Raw genomic sequence first — 25,501 nt, forward strand, 5'->3', positions numbered from 1 at the left:
GTTTTTGAAACCCATGTGCAGTGGAAAACGCATACGCGTCGCCACCACATGGATCTCGATCAGACATGTTGGTTTCTTGCAGACTGATCCTTTGGCGTGAGCTTTTGTTGTCATACTCCTATGACACTCACGTTTATCGGCTGAAGCTGGAGTACCAGGAGCACAAGGCTCCGAGCGGCAAACCAGCCGGATCAATCTTTCCCTTACGATGACAAATATCCCGGATTGCTCCGGAAACGGACTAAACTTCCTCGTTCGCTTTTAAGCTGCTCGGCGCTGCTCGCGAGCTGAAGCTCGCGGCACCTGCGCCTGCGCGTTGCTTGTGTTGGCAGCAGCCTTGAGCCTGGCTCATGTGAGGCGCAAAGCGCCGATACGGAACCCGCTAAAAATTGGTGGAGCCAGACGGAGTCGAACCGACGACCTCCTGAATGCAAATCAGGCGCTCTCCCAACTGAGCTATGGCCCCGTAAACCCCGGCGTCCCGCCAGGTTGCATGCCCTGCCCTGCGTTGCCGCAGGCTTCGATGGTGGGCCGAGGAAGAGTTGAACTTCCGACCTCACGCTTATCAGGCGTGCGCTCTAACCACCTGAGCTACCGGCCCATGACCGTCACCGGTCAAAGTCGAAGACAGGCGTTCAGCGCCCGCGGGGCTCGCTTAGTGCCTGGACTTGCCAGAGGCAAGACCAAACAACGAACGAAGGAAGAGAAACGGAGACGGCGCGACAGCCGCATATGTTTTGCTCCTCAAAGGGAGCTGTACAAGAAGCGTTGGAGGTTTGCGTGAGCGAACCAATCCAATGCATCCTTAGAAAGGAGGTGATCCAGCCGCAGGTTCCCCTACGGCTACCTTGTTACGACTTCATCCCAGTCACTGACCCTACCGTGGCCGCCTGCCTCCGAAGTTAGCACAGCGTCTTCGGGTAGAACCAATTCCCATGATGTGACGGGCGGTGTGTACAAGGCCCGGGAACGTATTCACCGTGGCATGCTGATCCACGATTACTAGCGATTCCACCTTCATGCCCTCGAGTTGCAGAGGACAATCTGAACTGAGACAGCTTTTTGGGATTATCCCATTGTCACTGCCATTGTAGCACGTGTGTAGCCCTACCCGTAAGGGCCATGAGGACTTGACGTCATCCCCACCTTCCTCCGGCTTGCCACCGGCAGTTTCCTTAGAGTGCCCACCCAAACGTGATGGCAACTAAGGATGAGGGTTGCGCTCGTTGCGGGACTTAACCCAACATCTCACGACACGAGCTGACGACAGCCATGCAGCACCTGTATCCGATCCAGCCTAACTGAAGGAATCCATCTCTGGAAACCGCGATCGGTATGTCAAGGGTAGGTAAGGTTCTGCGCGTTGCTTCGAATTAAACCACATGCTCCACCGCTTGTGCGGGCCCCCGTCAATTTCTTTGAGTTTTAACCTTGCGGCCGTACTCCCCAGGCGGAGAGCTTAATGCGTTAGCTGCGTCACCGACAGGCATGCCTGCCAACAACTAGCTCTCATCGTTTACGGTGTGGACTACCAGGGTATCTAATCCTGTTTGCTCCCCACACTTTCGCACCTCAGCGTCAGTATCAGTCCAGTTAGCCGCCTTCGCCACTGGTGTTCCACCGAATATCTACGAATTTCACCTCTACACTCGGTATTCCGCTAACCTCTCCTGAACTCCAGACTTCCAGTTTCAAATGCAGTTCCGAGGTTGAGCCCCGGGATTTCACACCTGACTTAGAAGTCCGCCTACGTGCGCTTTACGCCCAGTAATTCCGAACAACGCTAGCCCCCTTCGTATTACCGCGGCTGCTGGCACGAAGTTAGCCGGGGCTTCTTCTCCAGGTACCGTCATTATCGTCCCTGGCGAAAGAATTTTACAACCCTAAGGCCTTCATCATTCACGCGGCATGGCTGCATCAGGCTTTCGCCCATTGTGCAAGATTCCCCACTGCTGCCTCCCGTAGGAGTCTGGGCCGTGTCTCAGTCCCAGTGTGGCTGATCATCCTCTCAGACCAGCTATAGATCGTAGGCTTGGTAGGCCATTACCCCACCAACTACCTAATCTAACGCGGGCCGATCTTTCGCCGATAAATCTTTCCCCCGAAGGGCGTATAAGGTATTACCACCAGTTTCCCGGAGCTATTCCTTAGCGAAAGGTACGTTCCCACGCGTTACTCACCCGTCTGCCACTGTGTCGTTCGACTTGCATGTGTTAGGCCTGCCGCCAGCGTTCGTTCTGAGCCAGAATCAAACTCTCAAGTTGAGTTGGATCTGACGAAACCATCCTCAGGAAAATGAGGACAGTTACTCAAGCTGTTAAGCATAAGTATTGCGTTCTTTGACGAGAACCCTTTGTCACAAAGAACAAGACCGAAGCCCTGTTCGATGGAAAAAGAATTCTCAAGAAACGCATCCGTCGTGATCGTTTGGAACAGCCTTGAGGACTGTTCCGCAAGCCATCACGCCGCCTGCGTTTCTCTTCCTTAATCTCTTACGATGTCAAACAGCTGGAACCGAAGTTCCGGGGCCCTTCAGAAGCCGTGGCCCCGTCCGGAAGTGGCGGCTTATATGGGCCGCCCTTTTGCCCGTCAACACTCTTTTTTGCGCTTTCTGCAGTTTCCGGTTTGACCCGTCTGACCGCCAGATTTTCAGCGCAAAAGACACCCTAGGCCGGAAACCGGCCCTCGTGTCCGAGCGTTTCGAGGAACCGCATATATAGCCCCTGTTCGGCGAATTAGGCAATACCTTTTTCACCATGCAGGTGCCTTTTGCGGGCACCGCCTCGGGGTCCTTTCGGGGTCCGCCTTGGCAGAGGCCGCGAGATAGACCTACCTCGTCCGGGCCGCAACCCCCTTGTGCAGCTTTTCGACACAAAAATGCGCTTTTCGCTGCGATCGCTGTTGCAGCAATGGCGGAGCGGACCCGGAGATTAAGGCTAGAACCTTGAAAATTCAGAACTGAGCGGAAAGATACGACTTCATCGCTTCGGCTTCAGCTTCTGCATCGGCGATCTTCCACTTCACCAGGTCGCCGATCGAAACGACGCCGCAAAGCTTGCTATCGCGCAGAACCGGCAGGTGGCGCACGCGCCGGTCGGTCATCAATTGGAGCGCCGCATCGATTCCGGTCTTGCTGTCGATCGTGATGACTTCGCGCGTCATGGCGTCCTGAACCAGCATGTCCAGCGCGGCCGGACCCGTGCGGGCCACCTGGCGCACAATATCCCGTTCCGACAGGACGCCCATGATCTCGCCCTTGGGCGTCAGCGTCACGATCGCGCCGATTCGCTTCTGGTCCAGCAATTCTGCGGCCTGTTTCAGCGTCTTGGTCGCCAGAATGGCGATGACGGTGCGCCCTTTGTCATTCAGGATCTGGTCTATGGTCATGCGAGTCCTCCCTCACGGCGGACCGCTGACCGATCTCACCGGTCAGGCAGATGTACCACAAATCTTTCGGCCTAGCGATTCTGTTCAGAAACGGGGACCGGTCCAGCCAGGGCGCAGGGCCCGGTAGGCCAGCGCGCCGGCCAGGAAGCCCCCGATATGGGCCTGCCAGCCGATTCTTGCGCCCAGAAGCACGGGCCCGGCCCAGATCAGGCCGATATTGACGGCGGCGAAGGCCACGAACACGACCAGGAATCGTTGCGACAGGATGCGCCCGCCCGGCCCCCGCCCCTTCAGGAACCACGCGCCCAGCAGGCCGCTCGCCCCGCCGGAAGCCCCGATCAGGGCGATTCCCGCCGGATAATGCCAGAGCAGGTGCGCCAGCGACCCGCCAACAACGCTACATATAAAGAGGATCAGGAATCGCGCCGGCGCCGCCTGCCCCGTGCCGCCAAGGCCCTGATGCACAGGCCGGCCGAGCATCACCACCAGCGCCGCATTCAGCAGGGCCGCGCCCCAGCCATCATGCAGGAAAGCCTCTGAAACCAGGGTAATCGCCGCCGCGAAGGCCGAATTATAAGGCTCGAATCCGCCCGGCCCCTGGCCCAGACTGGCCCAGAACCGGTCAGGCTGCAGGCTCGCCCCCATCAGGAAGGCCAGGCTCTCATTCGCCGGCATCAGGATCCGCGCGCCATGCGCAATCAGTAATAATAAGGCCAGTCCGGCCACGGCCGGAGGCGCTTCGATGATCGGAGGAACCCTGTTTTTCCGGGTCAGCGGCCTTCATCCTTCTCGCCTGTGGCGCGTCTGGCGAGAATTTCCGCGATTCCCCCGCCGGTTGTGCCACGCGGGGACAGTATGGGCCAAAACCTCTGCAATTCCTGAAGATTTTGCGCTTCCGGGCGGGCCTGTGCCCCATTCCGGCGCTCCCCGCACAGGCGAAATTGGCACAGCAACTGGCACGTGCGTTGCAACTGATCCGGCAAATCAGGCTTTCGGCCAGCCCTTCGGGACGTGAAACATGACTAAAGTGACCCTTCTTTCCATCAGCGCGGCGCTGGCCGTGACGGCCGCGGCTCTTGCGCCGGCCGCCATGGCGCAGGAAGCCGGCTATCTCGCCGAGTTCGAGCGCCCTTATGGCTGGGACTACGGCACCGAAGACCGCCCGTATGACGGCACCAACACCCGCGACGAGCTCGGCAACCGGGTCGTCATCAACGGTCTCATCAATGGCGGCTCCTCGCTCGGCAGCGGCCTCTACACCGGCTGGGGCCAGACCGACGGCGCCAGCGGAATGATCGGTTCCGGCATGGCCGTCGGCAACCAGCTCAACGTCATCACCAATGGATCGTTCAACACGATCATCATTGACAGCACACAGATTAACACGGGCGACCAGACTGTCGTCCTTACCGGGGGATCCGACGAATGAAAACCTTCAAGAGCCTCTCTCTGCGCGCTCGTGGCAAGACGGCTGCTGCCGTGCTTGGCGGTGCGATGGCCCTGACCGCCTGTGTCAGCCCGGTGGCTGGCCCCGGTGGCAACTATGCCAAGCCGATCGGCAATGCGCCGGTCACGGCCAACCCGACGCCTTACTCGGAAAGCCTCGTGTGCATGGGCCAGTATGCCCGCAACTCGAACATCCGTGCACCGCGCATCGCTGTCGGCCGCATCCTCGACTATACCGGCAAGGCTGACATCGAAGGCGGCCGCCGCGTGACCCAGGGCGCCTCCCTGATGGCCATGTCGGCCTTCGCCAAGGCCGGTGCCCGCCTCGTCGAGCGCTTCGACACCTCGGTCACCGAGATGGAACTCAACTTCAAGAACAACAAGCTGATCGAAGACGGCAACGGTTCCTACGCCAAGATCACTGCAGGCGAAGTGGCCGGCTCCGACTTCTACCTCGTCGGCGGCATCACCGAACTGAACTACAACATCCGTTCGGTCGGCGGCGAAGCCTTTGTCGGCGACACCGACGCGATGGACCCGAAAGGCACCTTCGGCGCCAAGATGTTCGTCATCAACGTCGCCATCGACCTGCGCATGGTGGAAACCAAGACCCTCAACGTGGTCGACGTGATCTCCTACCAGAAGCAGATCATCGGTCGTGAAGTGTCGCTCGGCGTGTTCGACTTCGCCAATGGCAACGTCTTCGACGTCGGCGTCGGCGGCCGTTCGCAGGAGCCGATCCAGCTCGCCGTCCGCTCGACCATCGAGCGCGCCGTCCTGGAAATGATGGCCAACATGTACGGTGCTCCGAACACGGATGTCTGCGGTGACCTCGGCGTCCTCGCCTCCACAAACGGCACCACGGGCGACTTCCTGCCGGCCTACGACAATGTCGCCGACTATAACGGCCAGGTCCGCGAACAGCCCTACCGCTCCGGCGACCAGCCGCTCGGCGCCATCCGCGGCCGTTACTGATCCTGACCGATCCTGCCCTGAAGGGGGATATTCAAATGGCAATGATCACGCGCAAGCTCCTCACCGCCTCGGCCGCCGCAGCCCTTGCTGCGGCCCAGGTGGCCCTCGCTGAGCCGATCGTCATCGACCAGGTCCAGCTCGGCAACATGCTCGCCACGCTCGACGTGGAAGTGCCGGGCGAAGCCGACGCAGCCACCGCCGTCGCAACCTCGGTCGGCAACACCGCCGCCGCCGTGTTCGACATGGGCAGCGTCGACTATACCGCGACCCAGTCCATGACAGGCGACTCCACCGCCGCCAGCCAGCTTCGCGGCGGCACAGTGTGGGGCACGGCCATGAGCTCGACCACCGCCTACGGCAACGCCTCCACGGCGGGCACCTGGGCCGGCGACGCGGCCGTCAACACCAGCCAGACCATGAGCGGCGACACGTCTGCCTCCGCCATCGTCAGCCTGCAGGGCTCCAGCGCGCTCAGCACGGCCACCACGGCCGCTGCCAACGTCTCGGTCTCCGCCAATGACTATGGCACCGCCGGTGGCACGCAGACGCAGGTTTCCGAAGGCGATGTCAGCGCCTCGACCAATGCCGTCGACTGCTGCGGCGGCTGGTCCGCCACGCTGCTCACCACGGCAGCCGGCAACGTCATCTCCGCCGAAGGCTACACCGCCACGCGCATCGTCACGACCGACCAGACGACCGCCGCTGGTACCACCATCACCGCCGACTCCGATGTCTACATGCTGGACGGCAACGATGTGACCAACATGTCCACCGCCTCCGGCAACTCGGTCGTCGTCAACAATGAGTGGGGCTACACCTCGCTCGGCCTCGACGGCGCTCCGGCAACGCAGGACAATGGCGCCGACGTCGACGCCGCCTCCTATGTCGAGCTCGACCACTGGTCCGGCTATGCTGTCTCCTCGGCTTATGGTGTCGGCAACTCGGCCCTCGTGTCGAATGTCGGCACCGATACGGCGATGTACACGACCCAGTCGAACACTGGCGACGTCTCCTCCAGCGCGGCCCTTGTCGGCCAGTCCTGGGTCGGCGGCAGCGGTATGGCGAACGCCGTCTCCATCGGCAACGCCACCAGCACCTATCTGTGCAACCTCTGCGGCGACAGCGCCGTCTATGGCGGCACGTCCCAGATGAACTCCGGCAACATCACCGCCACGGGCTATGTGAACACGCCGGTCGCCGGAATGGTGATGGGCTCTGCCACGGCCATCGGCAACGCCTCCACGTTTGGCTCAGGCGGCGGCGGGAACTGACCGGTTCCCCTGCCCCTGCAGCAAGCTGAAGCCCCGCTCAACCCCCGTAAGCGGGGCTTCTTTTTGCCTGCTCAGGGCGCGTCGCCGGCCCGGCGGTGCTTCACCACCTCGATCCCCACCATCACCAGCACGATCACGATGACCGCCAGTGGCATCCACTGGCGCACTTCCTCGCCCAGCGCCATGCCGAGGAAGTGGAACAGCGCAAAGGCCAGCGTCACATACAGCAGCGCCGTCGAGCACAGGATGATGATGAACTTCGGGAACGGCGCCTTGAAGAAGCCGGCGGCGAGGTAAAACGGGATCCGCGTGCCCGGAACGAAGCGTACCGTCAGCAGGGACAGGCCAAGGCGCGTGAAAATCCGGTCCTTGAAGGCGAGGACGCGCGGCTTTTCAGCGTAGTGGCGCACCTTCGGGTGCGTCACGGCATAGCGCCCGGCCCAGTATTTCCACACATCGCTGAGCACGAGACCGATCAGCAACAGCGTGAAGATCGCGGTCGGGTCGCCCGCCCCGCCGGCTGAGGCCGCCGCCGCGCCGACAATCGCCGCATCCTCCTGGATGAACGGCCCGATGAACACGACCAGGTAGATGCCCCAGCTATAAGCGGCAAAAGCTTCTTGGAGCCATTCCATGCCAGGTGTCTTCCCACTCTTCTGCGGCTCCGGGCGAGCCCGGTATGTCTAGCCTGCGGGCGCCGGCATTTCCAGCCTCGGACGGTCCCCGCGCTGCTTCGCCCCATTTCCCCTGCGTTATGACAAAAAAAGCCCCGCCATGCGGCGGGGCTTTCTCGATGGGATCAGGCCAGGAGCCTAGAAGCGCTTGCGCACCGTCACACCATAGGTTGCCGGCTGGTTCGGATAGCCCGAGATCGAGCCGGACTGAGCCACCGACGGGAAGGCGACGGTGATGTACTCTTCATTGAAGATGTTCCGTCCCCAGACCGTGACGCTGATGTCGTTTGCGGTGGTGACACCGGCCGACATGTTGAACAGGCTGTATTCCCGCGTTTCGGGGTACAGGGCCCGGTTGACCGGCTCGTCGAAGTATTCGGACGAACCGTCATACTGCCAGTCGCCGCGGACGAAGGCGTCCATGCCGTGCAGCGTGAAGTCATAGGCTGCCGAGACCGAGGTCGAGGTGTCGGCAATGCCATAGGGCTTCTGGCCGGAAATATCGCCGGCGGACGAGTTCGGGAAGCTATCATAGACAGGATCCATGAACGTGCCGGCAAAGCCCAGCGTCAGGTTCTCGATCGGGCTCCAGGTTGCGTCGATCTCGACGCCCTGGGTCGACTGCTCACCGGCATTGGCCAGTGCGAAGCCCGTGCCCGTAAACACGTTCTGCTGGAAGCCGTCGATCGTCTGGTCGAACAGGGCGACGTTGACCGCGAAGTTGCTCCACGCGCCTTTCAGGCCGATTTCGAACACCTTGGCCTCTTCCGGACCCGCAAAGCGCGTACCGGTCGACAGGTTCGGCAGCAGCAGGCCGCCGGTGGTCAGCAGCGCATAGTCTGCCGGCGTCGGACGGCTGTCACGCGACAGGTTCCACGACGACGCCTTGAAGCCGGTCGCATACGATCCGTACACGTTGATATTGTCCGTCAGATCGTAAGCAAGGCGGAGCGTGTAGGTGGTGTCGGTATCATTGGTCGATCCGCCCTCCACCGCATTCGGGAAGTTCAGGAATTGCGGGAAGAACTGAAGGTCCTGAAGGTCTTCGGTCGCACCCGCGGCCGCGGTCTGCATGGCTGCAAACACGGAAGGATACGCCGTCGCGAAAGCGCCGACGGCTGCCATGTCGGTCGGGTTCACGCCTGCCCCGATCAGGAGGCCACCAAGCGTCGCCTGCGAGATGTACGGTGCCAGCGGGTCAAGGTCGATCGCCGAGAACGTGTCGGTCACCGTCACATTGCCGAAGGCGTCCTTGTTGTCCTGGGTGTAGTTCAGGCCGACCGTCGCGGTCAGGCGGTCGGTCAGATGATAGTCGACCGTACCAAACAGCGAGAACGCCGTGTTGTCCTGGCCAAAGGTTTCCACCATGCCCTGGCCGTCCTGGAAGAACGTGCCCGGTGCAACGCCGAACACAACCGGCTCAAGACCGCTCAGCAGGCCGGAGGACAGGATGTCGATATAGCTGCGAATGTCAGAGCCGTAGCCGATCTGGTTGGCGATATCGACGCTCTCGTCGAAATAGTAGGCGCCGACCATCCAGTCGATCGCGCCATCGCCGTTCGAGGTCAGGCGCAGTTCCTGGCTGAACGTGTCGATGTCGGTCTCGTTCGCGTTGATGCCGAGCAGGTCGGCGCTCGTGAAGTCGGAGTCCTGGTTCGAAGCCAGCGACGAGGTGCGGTAGGCCGTGATCGAGGTCAGGTCCGCAAAGCCCATCTTGTAGTCCGCCTGGACGGACAGGCCCGAATTCTCGATCTCGTTGGTCGAGTCGAAATTGTTGTACACATTGTACGAGAACGGATTTTCCGCATCCAGCATGCCGCCCAGCGCCATCACGGCGGCGCCGGTCGGGCCGTTGACGAGGTTGCCGGCCACGCAGCAGATTTCGTCGATCTGGTCATAGTCACCAATGACGCGGAAGCTCAGCGCATCGCTCGCCTCTATCAGCAGTTCGCCGCGCACGCCCCAGCGGTCGCGGTCGTTGAGGTCCGTGCCGGTGTTGAGGTCGTCGGCATAGCCGTCACGCTTGTTGTAATTGGCCGACAGGCTGTAGGCCACCTTGTCCGTGATCGGACCGGTGATGTCGCCGGCAAGGCGGAACTGGCTGTAATTGCCAACCGTGGCTTCAACCGAACCGGCCTGCTCGAATTGCGGCTTCTTGGTCACGATCGAGATGACGCCGGCAGAGGCGTTCTTGCCGAACAGGGTCGACTGCGGGCCGCGCAGGACTTCGACGCGCTCAATGTTCGGCAGGTCGCCGATCTGCGCTGCGGAGCGCGAGCGGTAGACGCCGTCGATGAACACGCCGACCGACGGTTCGATGCCGGCATTGTTCGAGCCGTTGCCGAAGCCGCGAATCGAGAACGTCGTGTTTGCGGAAGACTGGTTCGTGCTGACGCGCAGCGACGGCACCAGCGACTGCAGGTCGTTGAGGTCAACGATCTCGGCCTGTTCGATCACCTTGTCGCCGACAACCGAAACGGCCACCGGCACGTCCTGCAGGGTCTGCTCGCGCTTGGTCGCGGTGATGGTCACCGTCTGCAGCGTGCGGGCGGAATCTTCTTCCGTCGCTTCCTGGGCATTGGCGGGGATCTGGGCGGCGGCGAGCGCCGACAGGCCGACACCAAGGGTCAGCGCGGTGCGGAAGCCCGCGCGCGGGGTGAAATTGAATTTTGACACTGAGGTCAGCTCCCTTTGCAAGTTATCTGGATGATTGGAGGAATCGCCTGCGGCACTTCTGGCCACCTGCCATAACTATCGGGCCTGTCGGCACGAGCAAGCCACCTTGGGTAAAATTTGCAGCGCCCCGCCCCAACCTGTTGCCGGAAAACCACGCAGCTCCGCTGACAGGGCATGATCCAGATGCCTGTGGCAGAATCCGCAGCGTTTTCTCCTGTCCCCGGCATCCCGGCTCAGAACGTCAGGACGACGCTGCCGCGCTTGCGGCCTGAATCCGTAATTTCGTAGGCTTTTCGGATCTCGCCGAAGTTGAGCGTTTCCTGAATGACCGGCCGGACCTTCTGCGCGCAGACCAGCTGCAAGATCTCATCCAGCAGCGCGGCCCGGTCCTCCGAAACGCCGACCACCAGCCGCTTGCCCTTGCGCACGGGCCATATCCCGCCGCCCAGCATCTCCGACAGCCCGGCGACCGTGCGTACCAGCCGCCCGCCCGGCGCTGCAAACGGCCGTCACATGCGCGCGCAGTGAGTTGGGTATCGCGTCGCTCAACCCACCCTGACAGGCGCGCTGTCCTGTTGCAGGAGACGCATCCCGGAAAAATCTATCCGCCGCATTCGGCGCGGGTCCATCTTGCCCGGATGAGCCTGCCGGAAGATTTCCTTGCCCATGCGCTGCGTGTCCTTGGCGATGCGCTGGTGGCGATTATTGGCCGGGCGGAGCTGCACCTGAGGCCGGATTTCATGGCGCGGGGCGTTGCCCGGCGCGCGGCCCGGCAGATGCGGGCACTCGCCGTGATGATCCGCCGCCTGATCTTCCTGATGGCGCTGGAGGTCGAGCTGGCGCCGGCCGCACCGCGCGCTGCCGGTGACGCGCCGCGGACGGCCGTCCGCAGGCCCCGCGCCACCTTTCGCCTCGTTCCGGAGCCCTCCGGAGCCTTGCCGGAGTGTTTCCGGAGTTTTACCGGAGCCCGCGCGACCGGCCCGGTGCCGGCCGAGCGCCTGTTCCGGCGCTGGGTCGAACTCACCCGTGTGCTGAACAGTCCGGACGTTTACGCAAAGCGCCTCGCCCGCACGATCCGCCGCTGGCAGGCGGCCGGAGAGCCGAAGCCGCATGTCGCGCCACTCGACGGGCGCCATCGCCTGCCGGTCGACCTCGGCCTCATCGCCACGGCCCTGACGGGCCTGCTGAACAAGGCGCTCGGCGACTGGCCGGACACGGGCTGACGCTGCGAACAATCGGGAATTTTGCCGGAGCGCGACAGCGTTTCCGGGCGCACGTGCTGGCGCAAACAAAAACCCCGCCTTCCGGAAGGAAAGCGGGGTCAAGTTGCGCCACGGTGTGATGTGGCGGGCGATAAATCAGTACGCGGTGTTGCCCACGCCGCCATTCAGGATCATCCGGCGCGGCGGCAGCGGGCGTTCCTTCTCAACCTTGCGGGACACCTGCTGGTAAGTCGTCTGCGGCGTGCATACGCGGGTCATGGCGCGGGTCTGCACCAGCTTCACGCCGGGGCCGTAACGGCGCAGCAGCGAGCGCTCATTGCAATTGCGCTGAGGCGTCTGCGGGGCACAGACCAGGCGGCCGCCCGGCTTGTGAACCAGCGCCTCGCCCTTCTGGCAGGAGAAGGTCTCGCCGCGATCGAAGCTGATCTGGTTGCCGTCGAGACGGCCCATCGTCACCTGCATCTGGGTGCCGGCCATGCAGCGGAACACCTCGCCGGAGAAAGTCCCGGCAACCGATTTGGAATTGTCGAGACGCGATGCCGGATGCGGCGCGCCCTTGTCATCAAGGCAGACGGCCTGAACCGGGCGGAATGCGACGGTCGAGGAAATCTCGTCGCGGCAGATCTCTTCCGTCACCGGCACCTGCTCGGTCACGGTTTCGGTATAGCGTTCGGTTTCCTGGAACGTGGTGGAGGTCGCCGCGGCGGGCTCTTCAACCGTCCAGGCGCCCGAGCCGCCCATCATGAATTGCTGGCGTTCCTGGCGCATCAGGAAGCTTTGCGTCTCAAGCGAGGAATAGCTTTGTTCCATGCGGCCAACCGAGACATTCGGTGCCCCGACCACAATATCCGGCCCGGCAATCGTCACGCCCGGAACCTGGACATTCACGGATCTCCCGGCGCCGCAGCAGGCCGAGCTGCCCGAAGAGGTCGTCGCCGTGCCGGGTGTCACGCCCGGAGCGCCCACAAATACCGGCCCCGGAACCACCGGCCCCGCGCCGCAACCTGTCCCGCACTGGTCTGCAATGGCCGTCCCGCCGAGGGACATTAGAGCGCCAAGGGCGATTCCCGCGAAAGTTGTGTTCCGGCTTGGTACGTTCATCGTCAGTCTCCCCGACATTACGTCCGCGACCCCGCAAATGCCGTGCCGGAATCCCTGACAGGCGAAAAAAAACCAAGGGCCGGCACAAATCTCGCCACAGGCGGGAATTGCGCCAACTGGAACATTTATTGCGGATGTGGGCTCCAGAATGCCCCAGAGCGGGCCACGAATACTATTTGGAGAAAACGCCCGCCATGGTTGACCGGACCATCCACCCGAATACCCGCGTCCTGCTGGATGCCTGGCGGCGCCTCAACGCCGCTCCCGGCGCCGGTGCCGGCAAGACGCCCCAGGTCAACGACCATCCCGAACTGGTCGAGCGCCTGTTCGTGATCCAGCAGATGCGTGACAATGCCTGGCTGTTCCGCAATGCCGGCGAGGCGGTCACCGGCCTCCTCGGCCGCCAGCTGACCAATCACAACTTCCTCGATCTCTGGACCGGTCCGGACCGCAAGATGATGGGCGCCTTCCTCGAGGCCATCCGCCTCGACGGCGCGCCCGGCGTGGTCCGCGGCCGCGGCGAGACCATGACGGGCCAGCGCGTGGAACTGGAAGTGTCGCTGATGCCCCTGGCCCATGCGGCCGAGCGCCCCGGCGCCTACCGCCTCCTCGGCCTGTATCAGGCCCTCGGCGGCGAACCCATGCTGAAGGGCCGCCCGGTCTGGCGCCATCGTATTTCCATGCTCGTCCCGCCGGACACGAGGTCCGAAGGCCCGCAACTGAAACTGGTCGCCTCGAACGGCTAGGCCGGCAGAAGCGCCGGCTTGCGGAGAATCAGATCTGACGCCTTCTCGGCGATCATGATGGTGGGGGCGTTCGTGTTGCCGCCGATCAGAGTCGGCATCACGGACGCATCCACCACCCTCAGTCCCTCGGTGCCCTTCACGCGCAGCTCGCCATCGACCGGCTGGGTATCCGACGTTCCCATCGCCACGGTCCCGACCGGGTGATAGATCGTCTCGCCCGTGCGGCGGATGAAGGCATCGATGTCCTCGTCCGATACCACGCCTGAACCCGGCATGATCTCGGCGCCCGTAAACGGCTTCAGTGCCGCCTGCCCGCAAACCTCGCGGACCATTTTCACCGCCTGACGCATCGCCCTGCGGTCTTCTTCGGTCGCAAGATGGTTCGGGTCGATCGCCGGATCGGCAAACGGATCCGCTGAAGACAGGCACACCCGGCCCCGGCTTTCGGGGCGCAGCTGGCAGGCATGGACCGTATAACCGTCCTTCTGCGGATCATGATTGCCATGATCCATCATGATCGCATTGACGAGGTGCAACTGGATATCCGGCATTTCCAATCCCTCGCGGGATTTCAGGAATGCGCCTGCCTGCAGAAAATTGTCCGCCCCCGGACCTGTCTGGTTCATCAGGTAGCGGATCCCGACACCCAGCTTCTTCAGCCCCTTCTGCATGGAATAGGCTGAGATCGGCTGCGTCATCTCATGAATGACCGTGACATCGAGATGGTCCTGAAGGTTCTGGCCCACGCCTTTCGAGTCGACGACAGGCTTGATGTCGAACCGTCCAAGCTGGCTCGCATCGCCAATCCCCGACAACATCAGGAGCTGCGGCGACTGGACTGCGCCCGCGCACAGGATCACTTCCGATCCCGCAAAGATGGTCTGCGGCAGGCTGCCCTTGCCTTCGACGACCTCCACGCCTTTCGCGCGGGTGCCATCGAACAGGACTTTCGTCACGCGACCTGTCGAAATGACTGTGAGATTCTCCCGCACATCCACGATCGGCCGGAGATAGGCATAAGACGCGCTCCAGCGCTCGCCCTTGTGGATCGTGCGCTGGTAGGGGCCGAACCCTTCCTGCTGCGCACCGTTGAAGTCGTCGGTCTTCGCATAGCCTGCCTGCTCGCCCGCCTGAATGAAGGCCCGGTAAAGCGGGCTGGACAATGGGGCCGAGGAAACATGCAGCGGGCCGGCGCCGCCGTGGAACTCGTCCTCGCCCTTGTCCAGCGTTTCCGAGCGTTTGAAGTAAGGCAAGACGCTTGCATAGTCCCAGCCCTTGAGGCCCATCTGGGCCCACTGGTCGTAATCCCCTGAATGGCCGCGAATATAGATCATGCCATTGATCGACGACGACCCACCCCAGCCCCGGCCACGCGGCCAGTAAAGCTTGCGCCCGTTCATGTGTTTCTGAGGCTCTGTGTGAAAGCCCCAGTTATAGTCGTTCTGCTGCTTGATGAGATTGCCGACGCCCGCCGGCATCCGCACCATGAGGGAGTTGTCTTTCTTGCCCGCTTCGATCAGGCAGACCTTGATCGCCGGGTCGGCGGACAGGCGGTTGGCCAGCGTGCACCCGGCACTTCCGGCACCGACGATGACGTAATCATAAGTTTCCATAGGGCTTCATCCGGCTTTCTGGCTCAGCGTTTCGCGCACATTGTGAACGATTGCGCGCCAAGTAAAGGCCGCCGGGCCGTTGCCCCATGGTCAAGGAGAAGAGGAAATTCAGTCGATCCGCTTCAGGCCCGCTTTGTGGCGTTTCCAGTTTTCCACATAGTGCAGCGCCGACATCTTGATGACCTGGATCTGGTGCGCGGAAACTTCCTTCACCACTTTGCCCGGCGCGCCCATAACGAGGGAGTTGTCGGGAATCTCCTTGCCTTCGGGGATCAGTGCATGCGCCCCGATGATGCAGTTCTTCCCGATCTTCGCCCCGTTGAGGATGGTCGAGCCAATCCCGATCAGCGTCTCATCCCCGATGGTGCAGCCATGCAGCATGACCATGTGCCCCACGGTCACGTCCCGCCCGATGGTCAGCGGCATGCCAACATCCGTATGCAGAACACTGCCATCCTGGATGTTGGAGTTCTCGCCGATCGTGATCGGGTCATTGTCGCCTCGCACGACGGCGCCGTACCAGATCGAGGCGTTTTCCTGCAGAATCACATGCCCCATCACCTGGGCGTTTTCCGCGACCCAGTAGTTGCCGCTCGCTGGCAAGGCAGGTTTCCGGCCGTCCAGCTCAAAAATTGCCATGTGCAGATCCTCTTCATTACGCCGGCGGAATTAATCTTTACCGGTTGATAACCCTGCTATCGTCTAATCATCAACAGATTCGGATAGGAGACGGTCATTAGCAGACCTTGTCGACTTTCGCCGCCCGGAACCGAACCCCGGGAACTGGCCCGGCCGCTACGGCGGCCCTCGGGCTTCTCTTCCTCCCAGTTTCCAGCCAGCCGCTGTGCAATTTTGCCAGCGGCTTTTTTAGTCCCTGCAGCCAAGGAGACCACCCATGGGTAAACGCAATGCCGCCAAGCGCATGAAGACCGGCTCGGAAGTAAACCTCAATGCCTGGTTCGAAGAAACCGGCCAGATGAGGGGTCCGCGTCTTCAGGCCATCGAGGGCGGCAGGTCCTGGCATCCCGACGATGCCGACCAGCGCAAACGCGCCGCGACGGCCCCCGAAGGCGACAGGGCACAGCGTTACCAGAAGAATGTGAAGCCCCGGTCTGAAAACCAGGCCCGGCTGATGACCGCCATGGACGACCATGCGCTCGTCGCCGCGCTCGGCCCGGCCGGCACGGGCAAGACCTATCTCGCCATCTGCAAGGCGGTCGAGGCCCTGCAAAAGGGCAAGGTCGCCCGCATCGTCCTCTCCCGCCCCGCGGTGGAGGCCGGTGAGCAGATCGGCTTCCTGCCCGGCGCCATGGAAGACAAGCTCGCGCCATATCTGCGCCCGCTCTACGATGCCCTGTCCGACCGGCTTTCGCCCGGCCAGCTGAAGCACATGCTCGCCGAAGGGGTCATCGAGATTGCTCCGATCGGCTTCATGCGGGGGCGCACGCTGAACAATGCCTTCATCGTCATCGACGAGGCGCAGAACTGCACCTACACGCAGCTCAAGATGCTGCTGACCCGCCTTGGCTGGCACTCCACCATGGTGATCACCGGCGACCCGAACCAGTCGGACCTGCTGCCGGAGTTCTCAGGGCTCTCCAAGGCGGCCGAGCGGCTGGAGCAGCTTTCCGGCGCTGCCGTCATCAAGCTCGAAGGCAAGGATGTGGTGCGCCACCCGCTCGTGCAGGAAATGCTCGAGGTGCTGTAACGTTCGAAGTCATTGAATGACAAATCCCGCCGGGAACTACCCCGGCGGGATTTTTTTTACCCCGGTATTCAATTTGTCTTTTAGCGGACTTGGTATGTACCCGGAGGTTCGTTGCGTTGTTACCATTGGAAATTTCAGGCAGCCTCACGCAACTTGTCAGGCAAGCACTCCCTCAGGCCAAAAACTTGCCTTCCGGTGCTCGTTCGGTTAATTTTTGGTTAACAGCAGGGGGCGCGCATGAAAACACATATTTTTCTGACATCTGCACTTGGAAGCTTCGCGCTTGCGGGCTGCACAACAGACGACGCAACCAAAAAGCCAAAAGAAAGCCTGGTACAGACGGTCACGCCCAATACAATAGAACGCGTCATCGGCACCGTTCAGGGCGGAACGCTCGTTACAACGTCAAATTCCAACGACATCTACAAATTTTCGGATGCTGACGGGAACCCCGTCACAGGCGACCATCTCTATGGGTATGTGCGCCCTGACTTTACCGGCTTCGACACCTCGTCGGGAGTGTGCCCCAGAGAAGGGGTACTCGGCGCTCTCGCCAATCTGGTCAGCACAAAGAAATCGACTGCCGGCCTGTCTCTGGAAGTCAAATCAAGTGGGGCCGCGGACCAGTCCCTGGTCAAGATACCACTCCTCGCGATGACCTATGATGCCAAGAAGGGATGCCGGATCGAAACCAATTCAGGCGGACAGGAAAGCCCCTACTTCAATATCGGCCTCGCCGGCGGGGACGTTCTGGTTTCTGTGGATTTCTGGGAAACATCGAATACAAGCTCGGACCTGTTCAGCCTGCTGACGGAAATCGGAACCGCCTCCAGCAATGAACAGCTTGCGGGGCTGGCCTCCGACCAGCTGGACAAGCTGCTCAACCGCTTTCTGACGAGTTTCGACATCAAGGAATCGCAGGCTTTCTCCAGGCGGTTGACCTTCTCGGCTGACGAAGGCCCGGTCGAAATCAATTTCAAGATCGGCGATGTTGCCAAACAATCGAGCGCCAATCTGACGATAGACCTTGGCACACGATCAAGCCTGCTAAACGTGTCGCGGCATCAGCATCCCCCGGTGAGCAGCGTGCAGCCTGCGCAGGTCGTTCTCGGGATACCCCTGGGCTCGGGCGAAACCATCCTTTCCTATCTCAAAAAGGAATTCGGGACCGGCAATGGCAGTTTCGACAACTGGCAGGCCACGGAAGACGAAAAGGTCTTCATGGACGGATGCCGGCGCCTGCAGACAGGTTTTGTCGGCCAACGCCTAAATCGCTGGGACCGCGCGCTGGTCAACTACGCCATGTATGAAGTGCAGTCCAATCGCGATGACTTCGACTTCACGCATTGTTTCCAGCCGACCACGTTGCAGGATCTTGAGAAGATGGGGGTCGGACGAGCGGTCCTCGAAAAAAAGTAACTCCGCCCGTTCTGGCGGCAGACGGGCGGACGATCAGCTTCTCACGCGGACCCTTCCAGGGAAAAACATTCCAGATCCTGAATACGGATAAGGTGACGAAGGACATATTTTTTGAGGTTGGAGATACTTGCTACGGGTTCAAGCCTGGTTCCGTCAGCCAACCCTACATCGTGGCAAATGGTGGAGCGAATTATTGCCATCCTGATCGGGACAAGCAGGTATTTGAACCAGGACAGAATGAACTTGTGAAGTTTGTCAATCGGTCATTCGCAAGCGGCTTGAAGCGCCGCGACCAGGATGTCTTTGAACGCGATCTGGATTTCGAGACGCTCTTCTCAAGAGATCCGCACTATTTCGATGAGAAGGGACTTCTGTTCGCCTCAGACCCGACAGATCAAGGTGCCGACCATGCCTATGAACTAACCTCAGAAATATGGGCGGCGCGAAAGAGCGCATTGAATTTCGGATGCGTCATCGTCCGCGAACCCCGGAAAGCTGCGTCTGACAGCCGGAGGCAATATGCTTCATTCCTCGCCCTTGCGCGGATCGATGAGGGCGATGGTGGCACTGGCCGCGACGTTTTCATGTATGGCTATGTCGACGACTACAAACTGTCAGCAGCTGAATTCGAGAGAATGAACTCGGCCGAACGGGCGCAGCATCTGCGCATTCGGTACGTAAATGTCTCAGAGAATTTTGCTGACATCGGCTGGGAACAGCCCCTCGCTGAAGTTTACCGCAAAGAATTCGCCAATGGATGCGGAGGCGGCCGGTATCGTTCCGCCCTGCTTGGCCCATCAGAGGAATCCGCGCCCATCATGGCGGCACTACCTGACCCGATGACACCTTGAACTGCCTGACTTCTGGTCATGCCTGGCCGGTTCTATTGGTTGGGACTTCCCCACGGAGCTGATTGCGGTTAACCATTGGGGCCATGAAGCGTACAGTACTTCTTTGCGCCTTGGCGGGCATCGCCTTGATGGCGAGTGCTGAACTAACCGCAGAACCTGCGGATTCCGCACCGTTTGAGGGCGCGTGGGCCATCGCGCCGCCGGACGTGCTCGGCTATGTTGTCGATGCGCCGCTCACCACTTGCGACGCCCCGGCGACCATCGATCAGGTCGACGAAGACACGATCCATGTGGCCATGCCCCGCAAGGATCTTGGCGACTGGGACGTCAAATCGTTCGAAGGCAAGAATCCCTGGCTGCAGAACAACAACGCGTCTCTGGTCGCCGTGTGGGTCACGGATAATGCGTTCCTGCTCGCTGAAAAAGACGAGACCGGGACCAAGTCCGACTGGGAAAACGCCAAGAAATGGTCCCGCTGCCCGAAGGCCTGATCCGGAATCAGGCCTCCGCGTCTTCTTCTTTCGAAACCGATGCCGCGAGTGCTGCCGACAGGAAGCGGTCGATGTCGCCATCCAGCACACCCTGCGTGTCCGAGGTTTCCACTTCGGTCCGCAGATCTTTCACCATCTGGTAGGGCTGCAGCACATAGGAGCGGATCTGGTGGCCGAAACCGATCTCGCTCTTGCCGGCATAAGCCGCATCGGCGACGGCTCGCCGTTTCTGCATCTCAAGTTCGTAGAGGCGAGAACGCAGCATTTTCCAGGCCTGGTCGCGGTTCTTGTGCTGCGACCGGTCGTTCTGGCACTGCACCACGATATTGGTCGGGATGTGCGTCAGGCGCACGGCAGAGTCGGTCCGGTTGACGTGCTGGCCGCCTGCGCCTGAGGCCCGGTACGTGTCAGTTCGCACATCGGAGGGATTGATCTCGATGTCGATATTGTCGTCGATCACCGGCGTCACCGTGACCGAGGCGAAAGACGTGTGCCGCCGCGCCGAGCTGTCGAAGGGCGAAATCCGCACGAGGCGGTGCACGCCCTGTTCCGACTTCAGCCAGCCATAGGCGCTCTCGCCCTTGATCTGCAGCGTGGCGGACTTGATGCCCGCCTCCTCGCCTTCGCGCTCGTCCATTTCCTCGACGGCCATGCCGTGCTTCTCGGCCCAGCGCGCATACATGCGCCGCAGGATCGAGGCCCAGTCCTGGCTCTCCGTCCCGCCCTCGCCGGCATTGATCTGGATATAGGCGTCGTTGCCGTCGGCTTCGCCGGACAGGAGCGCAGCGAGTTCGGCCTTTTCAGCCCGCTCGGCCGCACGCGTCAGCGACGCTTCAAGGTCTGCAACCATGCCCTCGTCGCCTTCGGCGAGTTCGAGCAGTTCCAGAGCGTCATCGGCTTCCTTGGTGAGGACTTCGACTGTCTCAATCCCTTCGGCCAGCTTCTGGCGCTCACGCATCATGGCCTGGGCGGCCTGCGGATCGTCCCAGAAGTCCGGACGTTCGGAAAGATTGGTCAGCTCATCGAGGCGTTTTGTGGCTGTATCCCAGTCAAAGACGCCTCCGTAGCAGGCCGGCCGACTGGCGGATCTGGTCAATAAGCGACTTGATTTCTGCAGACATGGAACGGGCCTTTCAAATGGAGATTTCTATGCGGGCGGGGCTATAGCGCACCCACCCGGACGGGTCAAAACCGGCAACAGGTCAATAGATGTCGCCGAGGTCTTTCTTGACGGCGGTCTCAACCGGAACCGCAGGATCGGCCGTTTCCGGCACGACGCCGGAATCGCGCTCCGGATCGAAACCGGACACGCTCGGCGGGCTGCTGCCGCCGGTGCTGCAATCGCCCGAGATCGAGAGACAGTCATCGCTGCTCGAGAAGGCAGACAGGCCAGGCTCCGTACCCGGACGGAACGCTTCGTCGATGATGACGCCCGTTTCCGGCCCCGGCAACTCGCCGGTGCGCGCGTCGATCTTTACGAGGCGCACGCCGGGCGGGATCCGGAACGGTATGGCGGCCTGGTCGGCGAGCGCCTTTTCCATGAACTCGGTGAAGATCGGGCCGGCTACAGAGCCACCGGCCTCGCCTTCGCCAAGCGGATGGTTATCGTCGAAACCGACGCGCACACCGACCACAAGATCAGGGGAGAAGCCGACCATGATGGCGTCGCGATAGTCGTTGGTCGTACCGGTCTTCGCTGCCAGCGGCTTGCCGACCTTCAGCGCCCGGCGGCCAGTGCCGCGTTCAACCACGCCTTCCATCATATGCGTGATCTGGTAGGCGATGACCGGGTCCAGAACCTGCTCACGCGTGTCGGCGAGTTCAGGCGGGCCTTCGCCGTTCCACTCTTCCACCTGGCAGCCCTCGCAAGGGCGCGTGTCGTGCCGGAACATCGTGCGGCCATGACGGTCTTGCACGCGGTCGAGCAGTGTCGGTGTTACCTTCTTGCCGCCATTGACGAAGGCAGCGTAGCCCCGGACGAGGTCGATCAGGTAAGTGTCGCCCGAGCCAAGCGACATGGCCGGATACGGAGGAAGGTCCTTGTAGACGCCCATGCGCTCGGCAAGGTCGGACACGGCCTCCATGCCGATGTCCTGCGCCACGCGCGCCGTCACCTGGTTCAGCGACTTTTCGAGCGCCACGCGCAGGGTGACGAGGCCGTAGGACTGGCCCTCGGTATAGTTCGACGGACGCCAGTAATCGCCGGTCGAGACATCGAAGGAAACGAACGGCGCGTCGAGCATCCGCGTTGCCGGCGTGTAGCCCTTTTCCAGCGCGGCCGCATAAACAAAAGGCTTGAAGCTCGACCCGGTCTGGCGATTGGCCTGGGTCACGCGGTTGAAGCTCGACTTGAAGAAGGAATAGCCGCCCTGCATGGCCAGAATCCGGCCCGTATGCGGATCCAGCGCAACCAGCGCGCCGTCAACTTCCGGCACCTGGCGTAAGATTGCATTGCCCACCGGCACCAGAACGGGCTGGGCCTCTGGTGCATCGATCGGGTTGCCGTCGGGATCGAGTTCGGGCGTCTCAGGCGGCGGCGCCTGCGACTCTGCCGCGTTCAGCACTTTGCGCTTCAGCTCCGCCAGGACGACCTGGCCAACCTGCAGGCCGGGCTTGGCACCTTCCGGCTTGAACGTCGCGGCCCACTGGACCTCTTCCGCCGGCAGCTTGATCGTCGCGCCATCCGTCAGCAACAGGACCGCGCCCTTGCTGGACACATCCTGCACCATCGCCGCTTCCCAGGTTCCATAGCCGCCCGGAAGCTGAACTGCCTTGAGCGCTTCGACCGCACCGTCGCCCGGCTCGATCGTCGCGACCGGGCCGCGCCAGCCATGACGCCGGTCATAGGCGATGAGGCCATTCTGCAGGGCCTCCTGCGCAGCAAGCTGCAGGTGCGTGTCGATCGTGGAGCGGATGGACAGGCCGCCCTGCTCCAGCGTGTCTTCGCCGTAGGAGCCGATCAGGTCACGGCGGAGCTCCTGCACGAAGTACGTCGCGGCCGCATATTCCGGGCCCTTGAGGCGGCGCGTGGTCGTCAGCGGCAGCGCCTTGGCGGCATCCGCCTCTTCCTTCGTGACATAGCCATCCTCGACCATCCGGCCGAGCACATAGTTGCGGCGAGCGAGCAGCCGCTCGGGGTTCGTGTACGGATTGACGGCCGACGGCGCCTTTGCCAGCGAGGCGAGGATCGCCGCTTCCGACAGATCCAGTTCCGGCAATGACTTGTTGAAATAGTTGAGCGCCGCAGAGCCCACACCGTAAGACCGGCCGCCGAGATAGATCTCGTTGAGATAGAGTTCGAGGATGTTCTCCTTCGAGAACTCTTTTTCCATGCGCTGCGCGACGATGGCTTCCTTCGCCTTGCGGGTCAGGTTCTGGTCGCGAGTCAGCAGCATGTTCTTGGCCACCTGCTGGGTGATGGTGGACCCACCCTGAAGGCCGCCGGATCCGGTCAGCTTGTTCTTCAGGGAATTGAGGCCGCCACGGGCAATGCCGACATAGTCAAGGCCGTGGTGCGAGAAGAAGTTTTTGTCTTCCGCGGCAACGAAGGCTTCGATCACATGTTTCGGGATCGATTCATACGGCACGAACACGCGGTGCTGGTCGGCGAATTCGGCAATCAGCGTTCCATCGCCGGCGTGCACGCGGGAGGTGATCGGCGGTTCGTAGAGTTTCAGCTTTTCGACCGACGGGACGGTCCTGCCAAGCGCTGCGAAATACAGCCACAGGACGATAATGCCAACAATCGCCAGCACAATGCCCAGGATGAACAGCCGCCCCAGCCAGACCCATACCCAGGGCGGGCCCGGCAGGTTCAAGGAAGGCAGACGGCCAGCCGTTGCGCTGCCACCAGACCGTGGCTCATCGGCCTCTCGGTATCTTTTGTCGACCATAAGGAATTCCCTGCCGTCTGTCAGACGGAATCGCAGCCTTTTCCGGCGATAGTAAGGCGCGCCGCAGGCGGGTTAAAGGGCGGGTGTCAGATGTCCTGCTTACCGATTTCGCCATCGTCCAGCGACACATCCGGCAACGGTTTGCGTTCCGGGGCCGCTGCGACGATGCCGTTGGCCAGTTTTTCCGCGATTTCGGCGCGTTCGGTCACGGGCGGATGGTTGTCCAGCGCGGCCTGCCAAGCGTCCTTTGCGTCCTCTTTGTCGCCGAGGTGCCAATAGATGTCACCGAGATGCGATTCGATCTCCCAGTGCTTGTGCGGCTCCAGTTCCTGACGGGCAAGCTCGATCAGGCGTTTTGCTTCGCTGAGATGGCCGAGGCGGTAATAGGCCCAGCCGAGCGAGTCCGCGATGTAGGGGTCATGCTCCGCCATGGCGCGAGCGCGGCTGAGTTCGCGGAAGCCTTCGTCCAGCTTTTCGGTCCGGGTGATGAGGAAATATCCCAGCGTATTCAGCATGTAAGGGTCATTGGGGCGTGCCAGCCGCTCAGTCCGCAGGATAGTCAGCGCCTCGTTGATCTGCCCGTTCTTGCCGAGCGCGTCTGCGAGGACGATGCGTCGGTCGTGGGTATCGTCCAGCGCGCGCGCCTTGGCGGCATGATCCGCCGCGACCTTGAAATCGCCGAACTGGCTGTAGATTTCGGTGGCCAGCCCATGCGCCGCGGCCTTTTCGGCATCATTGCCCGACAGGACGATCACCTCGTTGACGAGATCCTTCGACGCTTTCTCGTCATTCATCAGCGAATGCAGCTGCAGGGCGCCGTAAAGCGTGGTCAGGCGATTGTCGTCATCAGCGAGGTCGAGCGCGCGATCGATCGCGGCGCGGGCGCCTGGCTGGTCGCCCTCCATCAGCAGCGCCTGCCCGGCCGCAATCTGCAGCGAGGCGGTCGGCTCCGGCGCGGTCAGGGCGACATGCGCGACGCCGTCATAAAGCGCGTTGGCGTACATCTCGTCGATGATCGCCGAGCGCAGCCCCGTGTCTTCGGGGTAGACCAGCAGGGCGACCTGATCGAGCGCCGAGCGCTGGTCGTCGAACCCATCCGCCCGGCCACCCAGCATGATGGTCCGGATAATCCGCTGCTCCTGCAAGGCGCGCGACACATCCGAGAGGGACTGGGAGAAGGCCGCCGGCATGGTCAGCATCTTGTTGTCGAGGTTCTTGCCGGTCTGGAGGCTTTCCAGGGCGGCGGCGTAGCTGATCGCCTGTTCGGGCTCGGCATCGGCCAGTTGCTGGTACACCGCCTTTGCGTCATCGATCCGGCCCAGCCGCTGCAGCAACAGCGCGTGGCGGGACACGACGGTCTTGATATGGCTGTAGAGAAGCCCCTTGGGATCGAACTCGTGTTCGGGCGCCTCGATCTTTGAGGGCGTCAGCGCCTCATACACGGCGAGCGCCTGTTCCGGATGGCCGAAGGCCTCCAGCATCGCCGCCAGCGACAAGTCTCCGGTCAGGCCCGGCATGCTGCCTGCCGCAGCGCGGTGACGCTTGATGGCTTCAGCTTCATTGCCTTCAAGGGCAAGCAGCCAGGCGTCGAGATAGGTGTAGAAGCCAGTTTCCCCGTCTTCATTCGCGCCGCCGCTGAGGGCAAGTTCCGTGCGGGCGCCTTCAATGTCTCCGCCCGCGGCCTTGTCGATCACGAGGAAGGCGTCGAGCAGCGGGCTCCCGGCGCGGTCTTCCGCATCGAGGTTGCGGGTCATGGTAAGGAAGGCCGCCATATCGCCGGCCTTCACCGCATCGATCGGCGCCGGATAGGCCGACAGACCGACAGGTCTGCCGTCATGATCGATCACGGCCGTCGCCTTCGCGGCACCGGACAGGCCGGTAAAGGCTTCGTCGACCGCGGCCTGGTCGGGTTTCTGCGTAACGCCCACTGGCGCCGAGGCGCAGGCACCGAGCGAGCCAGCAAGGGAAACGGACACGGCCAGGACGCTGGCAGCAGCAAGATTTTTCAGACGCATGTGGCCATGAAA

General features: G+C 62.0%; 19 protein-coding genes, 2 tRNA genes, 1 rRNA gene and 1 pseudogene. 9 read left to right on the forward strand and 14 right to left on the reverse strand.

The window, feature by feature from the left end:
• Positions 1-390 precede the first annotated feature (390 nt).
• From R3C13_RS07790 to R3C13_RS07810, 5 genes are all read right to left on the reverse strand, one after another.
• A tRNA-Ala gene (locus R3C13_RS07790) sits at positions 391-466 on the reverse strand.
• 58 nt (positions 467-524) lie between these two features.
• Positions 525-601: transfer RNA gene (locus R3C13_RS07795), tRNA-Ile, on the reverse strand.
• Positions 602-809: 208 nt separating this feature from the next.
• A 16S ribosomal RNA gene (locus tag R3C13_RS07800) occupies positions 810-2,264 on the reverse strand.
• A 688-nt stretch (positions 2,265-2,952) separates the two neighbouring features.
• A complete protein-coding gene (locus R3C13_RS07805; protein WP_371310250.1) occupies positions 2,953-3,387 on the reverse strand; it encodes a CBS domain-containing protein in 435 nt (144 codons plus the stop codon).
• A gap of 84 nt (positions 3,388-3,471) precedes the next feature.
• Positions 3,472-4,113 carry a rhomboid family intramembrane serine protease gene (locus R3C13_RS07810; protein ID WP_371310251.1) on the reverse strand — a complete coding sequence of 214 codons (642 nt, stop codon included), beginning with the start codon at positions 4,111-4,113 and terminating at the stop codon, positions 3,472-3,474.
• Positions 4,114-4,405: 292 nt separating this feature from the next.
• Between R3C13_RS07810 and hfaA the strand changes: the two genes are divergently transcribed.
• Genes hfaA through hfaD form a run of 3 tightly spaced genes read left to right on the forward strand, consistent with a single transcriptional unit; the run spans position 4,406 to position 7,079 of the window.
• A complete protein-coding gene (gene hfaA, locus R3C13_RS07815) occupies positions 4,406-4,816 on the forward strand; it encodes a holdfast anchoring protein HfaA (RefSeq protein WP_371310252.1) in 411 nt (136 codons plus the stop codon).
• Positions 4,813-5,808 (forward strand): holdfast anchoring protein HfaB, encoded by a 996-nt coding sequence (gene hfaB, locus R3C13_RS07820; RefSeq protein ID WP_371310253.1) that lies wholly within the window; start codon positions 4,813-4,815, stop codon positions 5,806-5,808. The genes hfaA and hfaB overlap by 4 nt, the downstream gene beginning before the upstream one ends.
• Before the next feature lie 35 nt (positions 5,809-5,843).
• The gene (gene hfaD, locus R3C13_RS07825) at positions 5,844-7,079 is read left to right on the forward strand and encodes a holdfast anchor protein HfaD (RefSeq protein WP_371310254.1); all 1,236 of its coding nucleotides are present in this window, start codon (positions 5,844-5,846) and stop codon (positions 7,077-7,079) included.
• A 71-nt stretch (positions 7,080-7,150) separates the two neighbouring features.
• Here the strand turns inward: hfaD and R3C13_RS07830 are convergent, their stop codons facing one another.
• The 3 genes and pseudogenes from R3C13_RS07830 to R3C13_RS07840 all read right to left on the reverse strand — a co-directional run.
• Complete coding sequence (locus R3C13_RS07830) at positions 7,151-7,714, reverse strand: DedA family protein (protein WP_371310255.1); 564 nt, start codon at positions 7,712-7,714, stop codon at positions 7,151-7,153.
• Positions 7,715-7,891: 177 nt separating this feature from the next.
• Complete coding sequence (locus R3C13_RS07835) at positions 7,892-10,429, reverse strand: TonB-dependent receptor (protein WP_371310256.1); 2,538 nt, start codon at positions 10,427-10,429, stop codon at positions 7,892-7,894.
• Between the two features lie 233 nt (positions 10,430-10,662).
• Positions 10,663-10,914 (reverse strand): annotated as a pseudogene (locus tag R3C13_RS07840) (zinc-binding dehydrogenase); the annotation flags it as partial.
• Between the two features lie 90 nt (positions 10,915-11,004).
• On the opposite strand from R3C13_RS07840, the gene R3C13_RS07845 reads away from it, so the two are divergent.
• Positions 11,005-11,652, forward strand: a complete 648-nt coding sequence (locus tag R3C13_RS07845) for a hypothetical protein (RefSeq protein WP_371310257.1) — start codon at positions 11,005-11,007, stop codon at positions 11,650-11,652.
• A gap of 135 nt (positions 11,653-11,787) precedes the next feature.
• Here the strand turns inward: R3C13_RS07845 and R3C13_RS07850 are convergent, their stop codons facing one another.
• On the reverse strand, positions 11,788-12,753 hold the full coding sequence (locus tag R3C13_RS07850; protein WP_371310258.1) for a hypothetical protein: 966 nt from the start codon (positions 12,751-12,753) through the stop codon (positions 11,788-11,790).
• Between the two features lie 194 nt (positions 12,754-12,947).
• Between R3C13_RS07850 and R3C13_RS07855 the strand changes: the two genes are divergently transcribed.
• Complete coding sequence (locus R3C13_RS07855) at positions 12,948-13,499, forward strand: PAS domain-containing protein (protein ID WP_371310259.1); 552 nt, start codon at positions 12,948-12,950, stop codon at positions 13,497-13,499.
• On the opposite strand, the gene R3C13_RS07860 is transcribed toward R3C13_RS07855, so the two are convergent.
• Both R3C13_RS07860 and R3C13_RS07865 read right to left on the reverse strand, forming a co-directional pair.
• The gene (locus R3C13_RS07860; protein ID WP_371310260.1) at positions 13,496-15,112 is read right to left on the reverse strand and encodes a choline dehydrogenase; all 1,617 of its coding nucleotides are present in this window, start codon (positions 15,110-15,112) and stop codon (positions 13,496-13,498) included. The genes R3C13_RS07855 and R3C13_RS07860 overlap by 4 nt on opposite strands.
• Positions 15,113-15,220: 108 nt before the next feature.
• The gene (locus R3C13_RS07865; protein ID WP_371310261.1) at positions 15,221-15,751 is read right to left on the reverse strand and encodes a gamma carbonic anhydrase family protein; all 531 of its coding nucleotides are present in this window, start codon (positions 15,749-15,751) and stop codon (positions 15,221-15,223) included.
• Between the two features lie 256 nt (positions 15,752-16,007).
• Between R3C13_RS07865 and R3C13_RS07870 the strand changes: the two genes are divergently transcribed.
• From R3C13_RS07870 to R3C13_RS07885, 4 genes are all read left to right on the forward strand, one after another.
• Positions 16,008-16,820, forward strand: a complete 813-nt coding sequence (locus R3C13_RS07870) for a PhoH family protein (RefSeq protein ID WP_371310262.1) — start codon at positions 16,008-16,010, stop codon at positions 16,818-16,820.
• A gap of 237 nt (positions 16,821-17,057) precedes the next feature.
• Entirely contained in the window at positions 17,058-18,239 is a 1,182-nt protein-coding gene (locus tag R3C13_RS07875; RefSeq protein ID WP_371310263.1) for a hypothetical protein, read from the forward strand.
• A 92-nt stretch (positions 18,240-18,331) separates the two neighbouring features.
• Positions 18,332-19,090: a hypothetical protein gene (locus R3C13_RS07880; protein WP_371310264.1), complete on the forward strand. Its 759-nt coding sequence runs from the start codon at positions 18,332-18,334 to the stop codon at positions 19,088-19,090.
• A gap of 128 nt (positions 19,091-19,218) precedes the next feature.
• Entirely contained in the window at positions 19,219-19,581 is a 363-nt protein-coding gene (locus tag R3C13_RS07885) for a hypothetical protein (RefSeq protein ID WP_371310265.1), read from the forward strand.
• Between the two features lie 7 nt (positions 19,582-19,588).
• Here R3C13_RS07885 and prfB read toward each other — a convergent pair.
• From prfB to R3C13_RS07900, 3 genes are all read right to left on the reverse strand, one after another.
• A protein-coding gene (gene prfB, locus R3C13_RS07890) for a peptide chain release factor 2 (protein WP_371310266.1) occupies positions 19,589-20,702 on the reverse strand; the annotation gives its coding sequence in 2 pieces (ribosomal slippage) (positions 19,589-20,632 and positions 20,634-20,702; 1,113 coding nt in all).
• An 81-nt stretch (positions 20,703-20,783) separates the two neighbouring features.
• The gene (locus R3C13_RS07895; RefSeq protein ID WP_371310267.1) at positions 20,784-23,474 is read right to left on the reverse strand and encodes a penicillin-binding protein 1A; all 2,691 of its coding nucleotides are present in this window, start codon (positions 23,472-23,474) and stop codon (positions 20,784-20,786) included.
• A gap of 86 nt (positions 23,475-23,560) precedes the next feature.
• Positions 23,561-25,489 carry a tetratricopeptide repeat protein gene (locus R3C13_RS07900; protein ID WP_371310268.1) on the reverse strand — a complete coding sequence of 643 codons (1,929 nt, stop codon included), beginning with the start codon at positions 25,487-25,489 and terminating at the stop codon, positions 23,561-23,563.
• Positions 25,490-25,501: the final 12 nt, after the last annotated feature.

The organism is Hyphomonas sp. (assembly GCF_041398385.1).
Taxonomy (GTDB): Bacteria; Pseudomonadota; Alphaproteobacteria; order Caulobacterales; family Hyphomonadaceae; genus Hyphomonas.

Bases quoted from the DNA above. Each gene is read 5' to 3' on its own strand.
- hfaD (WP_371310254.1), top strand. From the start codon at position 5,844: ATGGCAATGATCACGCGCAAGCTCCTCACCGCCTCGGCCGCCGCAGCC.
- R3C13_RS07805 (WP_371310250.1), bottom strand. From the start codon at position 3,387: ATGACCATAGACCAGATCCTGAATGACAAAGGGCGCACCGTCATCGCC.
- R3C13_RS07850 (WP_371310258.1), bottom strand. From the start codon at position 12,753: ATGAACGTACCAAGCCGGAACACAACTTTCGCGGGAATCGCCCTTGGC.
- R3C13_RS07860 (WP_371310260.1), bottom strand. From the start codon at position 15,112: ATGGAAACTTATGATTACGTCATCGTCGGTGCCGGAAGTGCCGGGTGC.
- R3C13_RS07865 (WP_371310261.1), bottom strand. From the start codon at position 15,751: ATGGCAATTTTTGAGCTGGACGGCCGGAAACCTGCCTTGCCAGCGAGC.
- R3C13_RS07900 (WP_371310268.1), bottom strand. From the start codon at position 25,489: ATGCGTCTGAAAAATCTTGCTGCTGCCAGCGTCCTGGCCGTGTCCGTT.
- hfaA (WP_371310252.1), top strand. From the start codon at position 4,406: ATGACTAAAGTGACCCTTCTTTCCATCAGCGCGGCGCTGGCCGTGACG.
- R3C13_RS07870 (WP_371310262.1), top strand. From the start codon at position 16,008: ATGGGTAAACGCAATGCCGCCAAGCGCATGAAGACCGGCTCGGAAGTA.
- hfaB (WP_371310253.1), top strand. From the start codon at position 4,813: ATGAAAACCTTCAAGAGCCTCTCTCTGCGCGCTCGTGGCAAGACGGCT.
- R3C13_RS07830 (WP_371310255.1), bottom strand. From the start codon at position 7,714: ATGGAATGGCTCCAAGAAGCTTTTGCCGCTTATAGCTGGGGCATCTAC.
- R3C13_RS07885 (WP_371310265.1), top strand. From the start codon at position 19,219: ATGGCGAGTGCTGAACTAACCGCAGAACCTGCGGATTCCGCACCGTTT.
- R3C13_RS07895 (WP_371310267.1), bottom strand. From the start codon at position 23,474: ATGGTCGACAAAAGATACCGAGAGGCCGATGAGCCACGGTCTGGTGGC.
- R3C13_RS07875 (WP_371310263.1), top strand. From the start codon at position 17,058: ATGAAAACACATATTTTTCTGACATCTGCACTTGGAAGCTTCGCGCTT.
- R3C13_RS07855 (WP_371310259.1), top strand. From the start codon at position 12,948: ATGGTTGACCGGACCATCCACCCGAATACCCGCGTCCTGCTGGATGCC.